General features: G+C 68.3%; 17 protein-coding genes and 1 rRNA gene. 11 read left to right on the top strand and 7 right to left on the bottom strand.

Translation table 11 applies throughout. The features are described 5' to 3' along the window. Window positions 1–12 precede the first annotated feature (12 nt). Complete coding sequence (locus CHC08_RS36820) at window positions 13–570, top strand: FAD-dependent oxidoreductase (protein ID WP_089212010.1); 558 nt, start codon at window positions 13–15, stop codon at window positions 568–570. A 205-nt stretch (window positions 571–775) separates the two neighbouring features. Here CHC08_RS36820 and CHC08_RS36815 read toward each other — a convergent pair whose 3' ends face one another. Further along, window positions 776–1,765, bottom strand: a complete 990-nt coding sequence (locus CHC08_RS36815; RefSeq protein ID WP_089212009.1) for a sporulation protein — start codon at window positions 1,763–1,765, stop codon at window positions 776–778. Window positions 1,766–2,023: 258 nt separating this feature from the next. Here CHC08_RS36815 and CHC08_RS36805 point away from each other — a divergent pair, with 258 nt between their 5' ends. The 4 genes from CHC08_RS36805 (at window position 2,024) to CHC08_RS36790 (ending at window position 4,917) form a co-directional block, all read left to right on the top strand. Then, window positions 2,024–3,070 (top strand): class I SAM-dependent methyltransferase, encoded by a 1,047-nt coding sequence (locus tag CHC08_RS36805; protein ID WP_218825663.1) that lies wholly within the window; start codon window positions 2,024–2,026, stop codon window positions 3,068–3,070. A 208-nt stretch (window positions 3,071–3,278) separates the two neighbouring features. Then, window positions 3,279–3,689 carry a TOBE domain-containing protein gene (locus tag CHC08_RS36800; protein ID WP_089212007.1) on the top strand — a complete coding sequence of 137 codons (411 nt, stop codon included), beginning with the start codon at window positions 3,279–3,281 and terminating at the stop codon, window positions 3,687–3,689. Window positions 3,690–3,699: 10 nt separating this feature from the next. Further along, window positions 3,700–4,512 carry a molybdate ABC transporter substrate-binding protein gene (gene modA / locus CHC08_RS36795; RefSeq protein WP_089212006.1) on the top strand — a complete coding sequence of 271 codons (813 nt, stop codon included), beginning with the start codon at window positions 3,700–3,702 and terminating at the stop codon, window positions 4,510–4,512. A gap of 153 nt (window positions 4,513–4,665) precedes the next feature. Beyond that, window positions 4,666–4,917, top strand: a complete 252-nt coding sequence (locus CHC08_RS36790; RefSeq protein WP_089212005.1) for a hypothetical protein — start codon at window positions 4,666–4,668, stop codon at window positions 4,915–4,917. Here CHC08_RS36790 and CHC08_RS36785 read toward each other — a convergent pair. Together CHC08_RS36785 and CHC08_RS51975 are read right to left on the bottom strand one after the other, a co-directional pair. After that, the gene (locus tag CHC08_RS36785) at window positions 4,914–5,276 is read right to left on the bottom strand and encodes a hypothetical protein (protein ID WP_179282424.1); all 363 of its coding nucleotides are present in this window, start codon (window positions 5,274–5,276) and stop codon (window positions 4,914–4,916) included. The two genes, CHC08_RS36790 and CHC08_RS36785, sit on opposite strands and share 4 nt — an antisense overlap. Beyond that, complete coding sequence (locus tag CHC08_RS51975; protein WP_245878790.1) at window positions 5,273–5,605, bottom strand: hypothetical protein; 333 nt, start codon at window positions 5,603–5,605, stop codon at window positions 5,273–5,275. The genes CHC08_RS36785 and CHC08_RS51975 overlap by 4 nt, the downstream gene beginning before the upstream one ends. Between CHC08_RS51975 and CHC08_RS53060 the strand changes: the two genes are divergently transcribed. The 4 genes from CHC08_RS53060 (at window position 5,489) to mctP (ending at window position 8,732) form a co-directional block, all read left to right on the top strand. Next, the gene (locus tag CHC08_RS53060) at window positions 5,489–6,181 is read left to right on the top strand and encodes a LysR family transcriptional regulator substrate-binding protein (RefSeq protein WP_420823603.1); all 693 of its coding nucleotides are present in this window, start codon (window positions 5,489–5,491) and stop codon (window positions 6,179–6,181) included. The two genes, CHC08_RS51975 and CHC08_RS53060, sit on opposite strands and share 117 nt — an antisense overlap. Next, window positions 6,115–6,669: a VOC family protein gene (locus tag CHC08_RS36775; RefSeq protein ID WP_089212004.1), complete on the top strand. Its 555-nt coding sequence runs from the start codon at window positions 6,115–6,117 to the stop codon at window positions 6,667–6,669. The genes CHC08_RS53060 and CHC08_RS36775 overlap by 67 nt, the downstream gene beginning before the upstream one ends. A gap of 256 nt (window positions 6,670–6,925) precedes the next feature. Then, window positions 6,926–7,141, top strand: coding sequence for a DUF3311 domain-containing protein (locus tag CHC08_RS52585; protein ID WP_089212003.1), 216 nt, complete (start codon window positions 6,926–6,928; stop codon window positions 7,139–7,141). A 4-nt stretch (window positions 7,142–7,145) separates the two neighbouring features. After that, complete coding sequence (gene mctP, locus CHC08_RS36765) at window positions 7,146–8,732, top strand: monocarboxylate uptake permease MctP (RefSeq protein WP_275937233.1); 1,587 nt, start codon at window positions 7,146–7,148, stop codon at window positions 8,730–8,732. A gap of 196 nt (window positions 8,733–8,928) precedes the next feature. Here mctP and CHC08_RS36760 read toward each other — a convergent pair whose 3' ends face one another. The 3 genes from CHC08_RS36760 to wrbA form a co-directional block, all read right to left on the bottom strand. Then, window positions 8,929–9,255, bottom strand: coding sequence for a putative quinol monooxygenase (locus CHC08_RS36760; RefSeq protein WP_089212002.1), 327 nt, complete (start codon window positions 9,253–9,255; stop codon window positions 8,929–8,931). 302 nt (window positions 9,256–9,557) lie between these two features. Then, window positions 9,558–10,967, bottom strand: coding sequence for an MFS transporter (locus CHC08_RS36755; RefSeq protein ID WP_089212001.1), 1,410 nt, complete (start codon window positions 10,965–10,967; stop codon window positions 9,558–9,560). Between the two features lie 26 nt (window positions 10,968–10,993). Then, window positions 10,994–11,674 carry an NAD(P)H:quinone oxidoreductase gene (wrbA, locus tag CHC08_RS36750; protein ID WP_089212000.1) on the bottom strand — a complete coding sequence of 227 codons (681 nt, stop codon included), beginning with the start codon at window positions 11,672–11,674 and terminating at the stop codon, window positions 10,994–10,996. Window positions 11,675–11,751: 77 nt separating this feature from the next. Between wrbA and CHC08_RS36745 the strand changes: the two genes are divergently transcribed. Further along, window positions 11,752–12,231, top strand: a complete 480-nt coding sequence (locus CHC08_RS36745) for a MarR family winged helix-turn-helix transcriptional regulator (protein WP_089211999.1) — start codon at window positions 11,752–11,754, stop codon at window positions 12,229–12,231. 177 nt (window positions 12,232–12,408) lie between these two features. Next, entirely contained in the window at window positions 12,409–12,945 is a 537-nt protein-coding gene (locus CHC08_RS36740) for a hemerythrin domain-containing protein (protein WP_089211998.1), read from the top strand. 221 nt (window positions 12,946–13,166) lie between these two features. Here the strand turns inward: CHC08_RS36740 and rrf are convergent. Beyond that, window positions 13,167–13,283, bottom strand: a 5S ribosomal RNA gene (gene rrf / locus CHC08_RS36735). Window positions 13,284–13,452 lie beyond the last annotated feature (169 nt).

The following is a 13,452-nucleotide window of genomic DNA, read 5'->3' as shown; positions in this document are numbered from 1 at the left end:
GGCACGGGCCTCGTGCTCGGGTACGACAGGGCGTTCCTGTGCCAGCGCAACGGCGACGGCTCGATCCGCGTCTACTTCGCCCAGCGCCGCGACGAGGACCCGAACCGCACCGCCGGGGCCACGTTCAGGGACCCCGGCTTCATCCGCGGCGAACTGGACCGCGAGTTCCAGGAATGGTCTCCCCGAATGCGCGGCATCCTCGACGAGGTGGACACCGGGTTCATCTGGTGGCCCCTCTACACCGTTCCCGTACGGCAGCACTGGCGGCGGCACACCGGCCTGACCCTGATCGGCGACGCCGCGCACGTGATGTCCCCGTTCACCGGACAGGGCGTCAACATGGGTCTCCTCGACGCCCTCGAACTCGTCACCGCCCTCACCTCCGCCGAGCACGCCGACGTGAACGCCGCGATCAACGCCTACGAGGCCTCGACGCTGGCCCGGATGGAGGAGGCCGTCACCGCCACCAACACCGCCCAGGACATCCTGCTCTCCCCGGAAGGCCCCGGTGTCCTGCTCGCTATGGTCTCCGGCGACAAAAGCCGACAGTCGATCGGTGGCCGGCCATGAGGCGGCGCCCTCACCCCGGGCGAGGTGTGTCGCCGGGACCGGGACATCAAGGGGGGCGAGACCCACGCCGGTTCAGCCATGCGCCCGCCGGGTTCGACGTCCCCGACTTGGCCGTACGGCCGTGACGGCCCGCCCCGCATTCGGTCGCGGGGCGGGCCGTCACCGCCGTGCCTGTCGCGGGTTCAGCGGGCCGGGTTTGGTGAGGTCACTCCTCTTCTCCTCCGTCCCCTTCGAAGAAGTCACCGACCTCGTCGATCGCCTCGGCGGCGACGAAGCCGCCGACCACGCCGGCCGCTCCGGCCGCGGCGATCCCGCCCCAGCCGGGCCCGCCGCCGTGGTGGCCGCGGTGGGAGTCGTGGTGCCCGCCGTGATGACCGCCGTACCGGCCGTAGGGGTCGTGTCCCGCGGTGTGCGAACCGCCGTGGTGCTGGGACAACGAGGCCACCCAACCGTTGATCTCAGCCGCCCAGTCGACCTGGAGCGCCTGCTCGTGGGTGAGCTGGAAACGGCCGACGGCGTCGGTGCCTGAGCTGTAGCGTCCGCCGCGCTTGTCGGCCTCCACGATGACGTCCAGGCCGGCGGGGTTGGCGACGAAGGTCAGCTCGACCTCGTTGATCTGCCCGGAATACTGAGCGGGCGGATAGAACTCGATCTCCTGGAAGAACGGCAGCTGCTGGCTGACGCCGTAAATGCGGCCCCGCTCCAGATCGGCGCTCTTGAAGTGGAAGCCGAGCTGGAAGAAGGCCCGCAGCACGGCTTCCTGGGAGGCGGTCGGCTCGATCTCGACCGGATCCATGTCACCCTTGTCGACCGCCTTGGCGATCGCCAGCTCGGTGCGCACCCCCATGGCCATGCCGTTCAGGTGCCGGCCGGCGATCTCGGTGACCGGCGCCTCCCACGGGACGGGAAGGTGGAAGGGGACGATCCTGTCCTCCGCGGTGCTCAGGCGGAACGGCCCGGACACCTGCGTGCGGAAGAACTCCACCAGGCCGATCTGCTCACCCTCGCCGTGCTCAGATTCCACCTGGGTGACCAGCCCCAGCGCGACGTATTCGATGTCTGCGTCGAAGTCACCACCCTTGATCCGCACCTCGCCGCGCAGCGACCCACCGGGTTGCACGCGTGGCGTGGCCAGGACCGTGTCCACCGAAGGGGCCCCGACACCGAAGGCTCCCAGCATCCGTTTGAAGACCACGGTTTCCTCTCTCTGGTTGTGCGCTGAATACGACCGAACGGCAAACGATCACAAGATCGGTGAGGTTCCCGGCCATGCCGCCCCGGCCTGGATCGGTTGGCTGAGCACGCTGCTCATCCCCGTGGAGGAAACGCGCGAGCGATCCGGTCGGCGGCCGTCTGCGACCCCGCTCATCGTGGTCTCGACCCAAAAGAGGTCCCAGACCTCGCTTCTCCTGGTCAGGTAGCCATTTAAGGTCGGCATCTGCATGATTGACGCATGGCTGACGATGCGGCACCGGTGTCCACGGAGCGGGCGATGACCGCCGCCCAGGACCGCCGGTGGGAAGAGCTCCTGCGGAATATCACGGACATGCTCCCGGCCGGACCGGTGTGCGTGGTGGTCGACGGCGCCGGCGAGCAGAACCTGATCGTCGCCGAACGCCTCGCGGCCGCCGTCCACGCCACCGGACGCGCCTGCACCCGGCTGTTCGGCACCACCCCGTCCACCTGGAGCCCTGAGTCCAGCGCCGACGCGGTCGTGGTGGCACACGGCCCCCACTGGCGAGCCCATCCACCTCGCGGCCACTGGGACGTGGTGATCTGGCTGCGCACTCCGCCTGCCGGCAACGGGCGCAAGAGCGCGAAGGCCGACGCCGACATCGTCATCGACCTGCATGATCCGACCTGGCCGGTGATCCGCCACTCCACCGCCCGGCTGGGTGACCGCACGCGGTGGTACCTCACCGAGAGCCGGGCCTTCTTCGCCACCCGCGCCGCCAGTTGGGACACCAAGTTCGGCGACGACCTGCCCGCCTACGCCGCTGCGATCACCGAGGCAGGCCTGCCGAGGGACGGCGTGGTCGTCGATGTCGGCTGTGGCACCGGCCGCGCCCTGCCCGCCCTCCGCCACGCCGTCGGCCCGCGCGGCGGCGTCATCGCGGTGGACCTGACTCCCGAGATGCTCGCGCAGGTCCGCTCGCACGGCCGCGCCGAGTACGCGGCACTCGCCCTCGCCGACGCCCGGCACCTGCCCCTCGCGGACGCGTCCGTCGACGCGGTGTTCGCCGCCGGGCTCCTCACGCACCTGCCCGACACCGATGCGGGTCTCCACGAGCTGGCTCGCATCACCCGGCCGGGCGGCCTGCTCGTGCTCTTCCATCCCTCCGGACGCGCCGCTCTCGCCGCCCGCCACGGCCGCACCCTGAGCCCCGACGAGCCCCTCGCCGAAGCACCCCTGCGCCGGTCGATGCACCAGACGGGGTGGCGACTGACCGGCTACGACGACCCGGAACACCGTTTCCTCGCCATCGCCGCCCGCCGGTAGCCGTGGTGGCGTCGTGGGTCCGTGATGGTGAGCGGCACGATCATGGTCAGCGGCAGGGCTACGACAACCCGTCGGCGTCGACGGGAGATACGGGGGGCCATCTGCGCTCTCCCATCTCGCAGATGCGATGAAGAACAGTAGATTACGCCGTGCTTGCCATGGGAGGCGGCTATGAAGGCCAGCATGTGCGAATGTATGGTGATTGTTTGTGACGACGTTTCGGATCGGTGAGGCCGCCTCGCTGCTCGGGGTCAGCCCCGACACCGTGCGGCGATGGGTCGACATCGGCCGGCTGCCGGCTCACCGCGACGAGCACGGTCACCGGACGGTGGCGGGTATGGATCTGGCCGCGTTCGCAAGCGCTCAGATCGAGACCGAGCGCGGCTCGAATCGTTCCTCGGCGCGTAACCGCTTTCGCGGGATCGTGACCGAGGTGATCAGGGACGCGGTGATGGCCCAGGTCGAGATCGCCGCCGGGCCCTATCGGGTGGTGTCGCTGATGAGCCGCCAGGCCGCCGACGAGCTGGGCCTGGAGGTGGGGGTGGTGGCGGTCGCCGTGATCAAGTCCACCAACGTCGTCATAGAAATCGCCGACCACACTCACCTGGTGAGTCCGTAAGGAGTCCTCGTTGTTCAGGCGTCTTTCCCGCTGGGCCGTCACGGTCCCACTCGCCCTCACCCTGGCCGCGGCGCTGTCCGGCTGCGGCTCGAGCGACCCGGCCACCCCCGCCGCCTCCACCACCGCCTCTGCCTCGGCCGCCGAAGCCGCGTCCGGCACGTTGACGGTGTTCGCCGCCGCGTCGCTGACCGGCACCTTCACCGAGCTGGGCAAGACCTTCGAGGCCGCCCACCCCGGCACCACGGTGCGCTTCAACTTCGGCTCCAGCGCCACGCTGGCCCAGCAGATCGTCGAAGGCGCCCCTGCCGATGTGTTCGCCGCGGCCAGCCCCGCCACGATGAAGACCGTCACCGACGCCTCCCTGGCCTCGGCTCCGACCACGTTCGTGCGCAACTCGCTGCAGATCGCCGTCCCGGCCGACAACCCGGCCAAGGTCGACGACCTCAAGGACCTGACCGATCCCAAGGTCAAGGTCGCGCTCTGCGCCGAGCAGGTGCCGTGCGGTGCGGCGGCGATCAAGGCTCTGGACGCCGCGGGCATGAAGGTCACCCCGGTCACCTTGGAACAGGACGTCAAGGCCGCCCTGACCAAGGTCGAGCTCGGCGAGGTCGACGCCGCCCTGGTCTACAAGACCGACGTGCTGGCCTCGGCCGGCAAGGTCACGGGCATCGACTTCCCCGAGTCCGCCAAGGCGATCAACGACTACCCGATCGCGGCTCTGACGAAGGCGCCCGCGCCGGAGTTGGCCAAGCAGTTCGTCGATCTGGTGCTGTCGCCGCAGGGCGCCGACGTGCTGACCAAGGCCGGCTTCGAAGCCCCCTGACATCACGATGACATCCTCTGCGACACCAGCCGATCGGGGCGGAGCCCAGCGCCGCCCCGATCGGTCAGGCGCACCGACCGGCGACGCGGCGGGCCGCCCGCCGCGGGTGCCGGCCCCTCGGCTCAGAGCCACCGAGACCCAGGGCCGCCGCGCATGAACGGCCGACCATCACACAACGCCATCTGCCTGGGCGGGCCCTGCCACGGCATGCTCACCCACATCGACCAGGACATCGGCATTCTCAGCGTGCCGGTTCCGCGCCGCTCCCCCGAAGAACCCGAAGCGGCCCGCTATCGCGTCACCCGCGAACGCGTCCATCACCCTTGCTGCGCCGAGCCGTTCATCGCCCTGTACTGGGTCGAACCGCCCGACCCTGCCGAGTCGTCCTGCCCCTGCGGCTGCTAGCCGGCGGCGCTCCACAGACGCGCATTGGCACAGATCCGGATCTCCACGATCCGGCTGATGTATCTGCCTCCGGATCGGTCACCCGGCACCACCGGGTGCGGTCCCTGCTCATCCAGATCGCGGCCGTCCATCTGGACACCCAGCAGGACCCGGGTGTCGCCGAACTCCGGATCGATCTCCCCCCACGACAACACCGTGTGGTGACCGTCACGCCCGAGTACGGAGATCAGAAACAGCCGATCCTTACGCTCGGACGGATCGAAGATCGGCCCGGCCGCGCGGCCACCTCCACCAGCAACGGGCCGGTGAAGCGGTGCCGTCGCATCCCGGACGTACGGCAGGCGCGGGACGGGGGTCACGCGGCGTGCTCGGCGCACATGCACCCGACGCCCCGCTCGATCCACTCCTGGCCGACCCACTCGGGATGCCGCTCGATCAGCAATGCCCGGACCTCGGCAACGATCTCGGCCTCGCCCATCGCGGAGTCACGCCGCCGCCACGTCTCGTCGCGCAGCTCACGACCATCACCGTCGGCATCCTGGGCGACAGCGCCGACCGGGGCGTAGCGCGGCTGGCCGCCGCGTACCGCCGGCGGCATCCGGGCGTCGAGGTCCGCATCCGCGAGACCGACCTGACCGATCCGAACTGCGGGCTGCGTACCGGACTGGTCGACGTCGCCCTGACCCACGGGCCGTTCGACGAGACCAGCCTGACGGTGCACGAACCGCGCGCCGACCCGGTGGGCGCGGTGCTGCGCACCGACGATCCACCGGCTCGCCGACCTGGCGCTGAGCCGCGTGGTTGCGGCGTGGAACGAGGGCGACGCGAACCCGCTGATCCGGTCGTTCGTCCGGATCGCAACGGCCGCCTACCGCGACTGAGCACCTCGTGGCCGGCGCAGGATTACGGAACCGGTGGGAGGAGGATGGGAACCCGCCGAGAAGCATCGGCCTCGGCGCGCTCACGTCGCCTCACCGACCTCCCGGTCGAAGACATCCAGGCCGCCGGCGGATACCGTGTTGAAGATCGTCGTCAGCGCCCCCGTTCCAGTTTTCGGTCAATGCGGCTGGCGGTTCTATCGCAGACACGACATCGTGGCCTGTGGTTGTCGCGAGTGACCACGCTGCCGGCGGGAAACCTCGATCATGGTCAAAGTAATTGGGGAGACAGCCGCTCGAGAAGGAGAGTGAGGAGACCATGGGAGACAACACCGAGTTCGAGCTGCGCGGAGTCAACCACCTGGCGCTGGTGTGCTCGGACATGAAGCAGACGGTCGATTTCTACTCGGGTGTCCTGGGCATGCCGCTGATCAAAACGATCGAGTTGCCGATGGGCTGGGGCCAGCACTTCTTTTTCGACTGCGGTGGGGGCAACGCGCTGGCATTCTTCTGGTTCCCCGACGCCCCCGAGGGCATTCCCGGCGTTTCCGCGCCAAAGGGCCTACCCGACCGGGGCGAACTGCTGTCGGCGGTCGGTTCGATGAACCACATCGCCCTTGATGTGGCGCCGGACAGGATCGAGGAGTATCGCGACAAGCTCATCGCCAAGGGAGTAGACGTCGGGGTGATCCTCAATCACGACGACAGCGAGTTCGGCATCGCGCCCGAGATGCAGGAGGGCGTGTTCGTCCGATCGATCTACTTCAAGGACCCCGACGGGATCCTGGTGGAGTTCGCCGCCTGGACCCGGGATCTCGGCCTGCCCGACGACGTCCGCCACGAGCCCAGGACCGCCGCCGACAGAACCGGGTGATCCGGCAAGAACCGGCCCGCACGTCAGCGATGTGGAGAGGGCCGTTCCGGCCTGCGTCAACGGCCCGTTCCCCGATGGCGGCCGGGTGGCCGATATCGACGGCTCGATAGCAGCGGCAAAAGCCAACCTACCGTTCGTCGCGTGAACTGATCCGCTCGGCGCTCGGTGACCCGAATGAAACGGTCATGTAATTACGCTGCCGGTCAGCCGCAGTAAATGGTCCGCCGACCATCCCTCTCCATCCCGAGGAGACCCTTTGACCACTCCCAACGGAGGCGATCGAAGTGATCGCAGCCCCTGGAACTGGCTGCTGATTTTACCGATCGTCCTACCTTTACTTACCTTTTTGTACAATTCCGATGAACCCCGTCTTCTCGGCTTCCCGCTGTTCTACTGGTTCCAGTTCTCCTGCATCGCGGTCGGCGTCATATGCACCACGATCGTCTACCAGATGACAAAGCGGAGGCGATGACCCGGTGAACGAGCATCTGACCGAGATCACCGTCTTCTCCGTGCTGTTCCTGCTCGTCAGCGGTATGGGTTTCGTGGCCGCGCGCTGGCGCCGCCCTGACAACCTGGCCAGCCTGGACGAGTGGGGACTCGGCGGCCGGAGCTTCGGGCCGTGGGTGACCTGGTTCCTCGTCGGCGGCGACCTCTACACCGCCTACACCTTCGTGGCCGTGCCCGCGCTGATCTGGAGCGCGGGCGCGATGGGCTTCTTCGCCGTGCCGTACACGATCGTGGTCTATCCGATCGTGTTCCTGGTGCTGCTCCGGCTCTGGTCGATCTCCCACGTGCACGGCTTCGTGACCCCGGCCGACTTCGTCCGGGCCCGCTTCGGCTCCCCCACGCTCGCGCTGCTGATCGCCATCACCGGCATCGTCGCGACCATGCCCTACATCGCGCTCCAGCTCGTCGGCATCGAGGCCGTGCTGAAGTCGATGGGGGTGACCGGCCATCTGCCGCTCATCATCGCGTTCGCCATCCTGGCCGCCTACACCTACCAGTCGGGCCTGCGCGCCCCGGCGCTGATCGCCTTCGTCAAGGACACGCTGATCTACATCGTGATCATCGTCGCGATCATCGTGATTCCGATGAAGCTCGGCGGCTGGGACGTGGTCTTCGGCGAGGCACAGAAAAAGTTCGCGGCCTCGCCCGCACCTGACGGCATCCTGCTCAACGCCAACAACCAGCTCCAGTACGTCACTCTGGCCCTGGGCTCCGCGCTCGCGCTCTTCCTCTACCCGCACAGCATCACCGGAGTGCTGGCCTCCAAGAACCGCGACGTGATCAAGCGGAACATGGCCGCGCTCCCGGCCTACAGCCTGCTGCTGGGTCTGATCGCGCTGCTCGGCTACATGGCCATCGCGGCCGGCGTAAAGCCGATCGGCACGGACAACAACACGATCGTGCCGCAGCTGTTCAACCAGATGTTCCCCGACTGGTTCACCGGGGTCGCCTACGCCGCGATCGGCATCGGCGCGCTGGTCCCCGCGGCGATCATGTCCATCGCCGCGGCGAACCTGTTCACCCGCAACATCTACAAGGAGTACATCAAGCCGAACGCCAGCGACGCCGACGAGGCCCGCGTTTCCAAGCTCACCTCGCTGCTCGTCAAGGTCGGCGCGATCCTGTGCATCCTGTTCCTGGACACCGGATTCTCCATCGACCTCCAGCTCATCGGCGGCGTCATCATCCTGCAGACGCTCCCGGCGGTGGCGCTGGGCATCTACACCCGCTGGTTCCACCGCGCCGGTCTGATCGCCGGATGGATCGCCGGCATGGGCGCCGGAATGCTCATGCTCTACAACATCGGCAATCCGGTCACCGGCAAGCTGCACTTCGCCGGATCGGCGTTCCCGCTGGAGAAGCTGGGACTGGACACCAAGATGACGATCTACGCGGGCATCGTGGCGCTGGCCGTCAACCTGATCGTCGCCATCCTTGGCACGGTCATCGCCCGCGCCTCCAAGGTGACCGACGGCGGCGACGCCACCCAGCCCGACCAGTATCTCGCCGACGAGGGCGACCCGCGGGTCAAGGACCTCGACCTCACCCCCTGACCCCTGGTTTCCCGTACGGCTCGCATCCGCTTGCGGGGATGCGAGCCGTACGGACCTCATCAACGCATCGTCGACCGTTCCGACCGCGCCCGAAGGCCGGAGAGCATCTCGCCGCGACGAGCCGCCGCTCGTACGAGATCATCGGCCCGGACCGCCTCGATGTTCCATGAGACCAGGGCCGGCTCCGCCATTCGTTCTACGAGGCGGGGGTCAGCTCCGCCATTCGCGACCAACCCTCGCCGGGCACCTCGACGTTGATGATCTCCGGTGTCTCCGCGATCAGCTCGGGCATCCACGCCATGGCGGCCTTGAAGTGGTCGGAACCCACGTGTGCCGCACCTGCGTCGGACGAGGCGAACGCCTCGATCAAGACGAACTGGTTAGGCGCGTCAACGCTCCTGGACCATTCGAAGAAGACATTCCCCGGCTCCTGCCGAGTGGCCTGGGTGAAGTCGTCGGCGAGCGAGAGCCAGTCTTCGCTCCGCTCCGGACGGATGACGAACTTGACGACGATGAAGATCATAAGCTGGCTTCCTTCGCTGCGTTGAAGGCGCGGATTCCCCGCCGGAACCGGATGGGGAATGCCGCCCGGTCATCGTCGTCATTCTAGTGATCCACGCTCACGCGACCTCCGACCTCTCTCGGCTCGGCCCGGCTCGGCCCGGCTCGGCCCGGCTCGGCCCGCTCGGCTCGGCTCGGCTCCAAGAGCACGTGCATGCGTGCATCGGGCCCGCTTCCGAACCCAGGACGGTTCACGTGCACCGCCACGTGAGGTCGTACGCGGACACAGGGGCGCGGCGAGTGAGCACGCGGCGTCGCCGGCGGTCAGCCGCGCCGGTGCCGCGGCAGCAGCAAGCTGACCACCGCGATGGCCAGGCCGAGCCCAGCCGCCATGAGGAAGACCAGGTCGTAGCCGACGGCGAGGGCGTCGGCCGGGGAACTCCCGCCGGCCTCCATCGCGGCTCTGGCGCCGGCGGCCGTCGCGAGCACCGCCAGGCCGATCGCCCCGCCTACCTGGTTGGCGGTTTGGGCCAGGCCGCCGATGATCCCCGCGGCACCCTCGGGAACGTCGGCGGTCACCGCGGCCATGAGGGTGGGGAAGGTCAGCCCGATGCCGACCGCGATGAGCAGCGTAGGCCCGAGCACGCCGGTGACGTAGCCGCTGTCGGAGTGGGCCTGGGCGAGCCAGCCGAAACCGGCCACAAAACAGGCGCTGCCGGCCAGCACCAGGGGGCGCACACCGGTTCGCGGCAGCAGGGTGGCGGCCCATCGCGCGATCACCATGAACGTCACCGCCGCGGGTGTCTGCCCGAGCCCGGCCTGGAGCGCGCTGTAGCCGAGGACGTTCTGCAGGAAGAGCGATGTGAAATACCACATCGCGATGGCGATGCCGCCGAACAGCAGCAGCATGCCGCTGCCGACGGCAACCCCCCGGATTCCGAACAGCCGCAGGGGCATCATCGGCTGCGTGGCGAACCGCGCCTCCACCACGGTGAAGACGGCGAGCAGGAGCAGGCCCGTCACCAATGGCCCGGCGACCGGCATGGACGTCCAGCCATGATCGGCGCTCTGCATGACCCCGTAGATCAGCGCGGCCAGCCCCGCCGTCCCCGTGACCGCGCCGGCGAGGTCGAGCGATTCCCGCCGGCGGGTTCGTGCGCCGGCCAGCGACATCATGGCCGCCATGATCAGCACCGCGCCGATCGGCACGTTGATGAGGAAGACCCACCGCCACGACAGGCCGGTGGTGATGGCACCGCCCGCGATCGCGCCGGCCATCCCGCCCACACCGCCCGAGGCAGACCAGGCGCCGAATGCCCGGGCACGCGCGTTCGGCTCGGTGAAGCCGGTGTTGATCACGGCCAGCGTGGCCGGGGCCAGCATGGCGGCTCCGATGCCCTGCGCCACGCGGGCCGCCACCAGGGCCTCCGGAGCGGTCGCCAGGCCGCCGACCAGGCTTGAGACGGAGAACAGCAACAGCCCGGCGACCAGCATCCGGCGAGGGCCGAACAGGTCAGCGGCGCGGCCACCCAGCAGCATGAAGCCGGCGAAGGTAAGCAGGTAGCCGTTCACCACCCAGGCCAGACCGGTGGGTGTGAAGCCGAGGTCCCCACGGATCGAGGGCAGGGCGACGTTAACGATGGACGCGTCCAGAATCACCACGAACTGGCAGGCGCACGCCAGCGCCAGGACCAACCAGGTGGCCCGCTGAGTTGCGGTGCCGGTGCCCGTCATGGCTTCCGCCTTGCCAACCCCGCCGCTCACGCGGTCTGGGAGGCTGTCGCGGCCACGGTTTCGCGGGCGTTCCCGTCGCCCGCGGCGGCATCGGTGACGCGGCCGTCCCCCAGCAGCCGGATCGTGATCTGGGCCAGCCGCCGTCCCTGGTACCTGGCCGCTTCCAGCGCCGCGGCGTCGGAGCCGTCTCCGGTCGGGCCGGTCACAGACGACGTGCCGTAGGGGTTGCCGCCGGCAGCGTACACGGCCGGATCGGTGAATCCGGGTGGGATGATCAGCGCCCCCCAGTGGTAGAAGACGTTGCCCAGCGACAAGATCGTGGCCTCGCTGCCGCCGTGCCGGTTGAAAGCCGAGGTGAAGGCCGTCACCGGCTTGTCGGCCAGTTTCCCCTCCTGCCACAGCCCGCCGGTCTGGTCGATGAAGTGCTTGAGCTGCGCGGCCGGCGCGCCGAACCGGGTCGGCGTCCCGAACGCGAACGCGTCGGCCCACGCCAGGTCCTCAACCGAGGCCGGGGAGATCGACGTGGCGGCGTCGGTGTGCCGCCGCCACTGCGGGTTCTCGTCGATCGCGCTGTCGGATGCCAGCTCGGCGACCCGCCGCAGCCGCACCTCGGCTCCGGCCGAGGCGGCGCCCTCGGCGACGGCCTGCGCGAGTGCGTGCACAGCACCTGTCGCGCTGTAGTAGATGACGGCGACCTTCACGGTCATGTTGGCTCCTACGATGTCGCGTAGAATTAGTTATGCGAATAATGTTATGCGCATAACTAATTTGTCAAGGAGAGCCCGTGGACTTCGAGCAGGCCGACGCCCTCAACCAGGCCATCCGTCTCCTGAGCCTGCGCCACCGGGCCAGGGCCGCGGCGCTGCTGGCCCCGCTTGGCCTGCACCCCGGGCAGGAGGCGCTCCTCCTCGAGCTCGCCCGGACCGGCCCGATGATCCAGGCCCAGCTCAGCGAGGCGCTCGGCTGCGAGCCGCCCAGCGTCACGCTCATGACCCGCAAGCTCGAAGCCACCGGCCATATCCGCCGCACACCCGCCCCCTCCGACAAGCGCGCCAGCATCGTCGAACTCACCGACAGCGGCAAGGCGCTAGCCGACCAGGTCAAGCAGCTATGGTGCGCGCTGGCGGAGGAAACCGTGACCGGCCTGCCCGCCGGAACGGTAGAAGTACTACCCGGCATCCTCAATACCTTGACCGGCAACGTGGATACCAGGCGCCCGCGCCACCCCCACGGCCGCCGGCACGGTCTAGTCGCTGAATCATGACGGGCCGGGCACGTTGATCCTCGAACCCGTCAGCGGGGGCAGCACACCGGCCGGTGACGGCACCGAGGGGTCGTGTTGGCGGCCTCCGCGTACTGGACTGCCTGGCCGCTCCCGGACGGTCGGCTTGTCCCTGGTGCGCCGGCGGGGATACTGGGATACCCCATCCAAAGGAAGAGCATGAATGCACGTTCCGAGGCGGGCAACCGCCTCACCGCCCTGGGCACGCAGTTGCTCGAAGTGCATATATGGCTCCGCGAGATGCTGGAAGACCTCCAGGACAGCGTCGACGACTACTTCGACGGCAAGGGGCTTCCGCCACGGGACCTGCGGGCCCACTGCCTTTCCTTCTGCACGGCGTTGACGCGCCACCATACCGGCGAGGACAAGGGTGCGTTCCCAGCGATCGCCGAGGAGTTCCCTGAGCTAAGCAAGGTGCTCTCCGATTTGCGCACCGACCATAACCAGCTGGACTGGCTGCTGGGGAATCTGCAGAAGTTACTCGGGTCCCTTCCGGAAAAACCGGACCCGGCCACGGCCTCCAAGGTGCGTGAGGAGGTGGCGGCGCTGTCGGCGGTCATGCAGACGCACTTCATCTATGAGGAGAAGAAGCTGATCTCCGTGCTCAACTCGATGGACGTGCCCGAGTGGCGCGAGAACCGGCCTGACTTCCTGCTGATCGACGACGAGGACGGGTCTCGGGCTTCTTCTCTGTGAGGTTCCCACCAGGAGAACGGCGACCGCGAACCGCTGCGGTTTCTAATGCAGACAGCGGCTCGCCCCTGAAACGAAAAAAGGGGTCCGTACCGCGCGGTGCGGCCCCCTCCCGGACACAGGAAAGGGGGGTTCGCACCGCATGGCGTGAACCCCCGGGTAACACGGGTGGGTGAACGCAGAAAAGGCCACCCCGAAACGGGGTGGCCTTCTCTGAAAAGATTGTCCGGCGGTGACCTACTCTCCCACACCGTCCCCGGTGCAGTACCATCGGCGCTGAAGAGCTTAACTTCCGGGTTCGGAATGTAACCGGGTGTTTCCCCTTCGCCATAACCGCCGTAACCCTATTAAACAATCAACCACCACACTCACACCCGCCCGTATCAACTACGGGCCAGGCGGCGGTGTTTGCTGTTTCAGAATCACATAGTGGACGCGGGCAACACAATCTCTGCACCATGAACCGATCACGCGCTGCTCCGGACCCGGCGAAGGATACAGAGCGCAGCG

Source organism: Streptosporangium subroseum, assembly GCF_900188345.1.
Classification (GTDB): domain Bacteria; phylum Actinomycetota; class Actinomycetes; order Streptosporangiales; family Streptosporangiaceae; genus Streptosporangium; species Streptosporangium subroseum.
Note: the sequence above shows the minus strand (reverse complement) of the source record. Positions and strands in the feature narration are given on the sequence as shown.

Excerpts from the sequence above, each read along its gene's own strand:
- CHC08_RS36805 (WP_218825663.1), top strand. The coding sequence starts at position 2,024 with ATGGCTGACGATGCGGCACCGGTGTCCACGGAGCGGGCGATGACCGCC.
- CHC08_RS36790 (WP_089212005.1), top strand. The coding sequence starts at position 4,666 with ATGAACGGCCGACCATCACACAACGCCATCTGCCTGGGCGGGCCCTGC.
- CHC08_RS36755 (WP_089212001.1), bottom strand. The coding sequence starts at position 10,967 with ATGACGGGCACCGGCACCGCAACTCAGCGGGCCACCTGGTTGGTCCTG.
- wrbA (WP_089212000.1), bottom strand. The coding sequence starts at position 11,674 with ATGACCGTGAAGGTCGCCGTCATCTACTACAGCGCGACAGGTGCTGTG.
- CHC08_RS36740 (WP_089211998.1), top strand. The coding sequence starts at position 12,409 with ATGAATGCACGTTCCGAGGCGGGCAACCGCCTCACCGCCCTGGGCACG.
- CHC08_RS36760 (WP_089212002.1), bottom strand. The coding sequence starts at position 9,255 with ATGATCTTCATCGTCGTCAAGTTCGTCATCCGTCCGGAGCGGAGCGAA.
- CHC08_RS36775 (WP_089212004.1), top strand. The coding sequence starts at position 6,115 with ATGGGAGACAACACCGAGTTCGAGCTGCGCGGAGTCAACCACCTGGCG.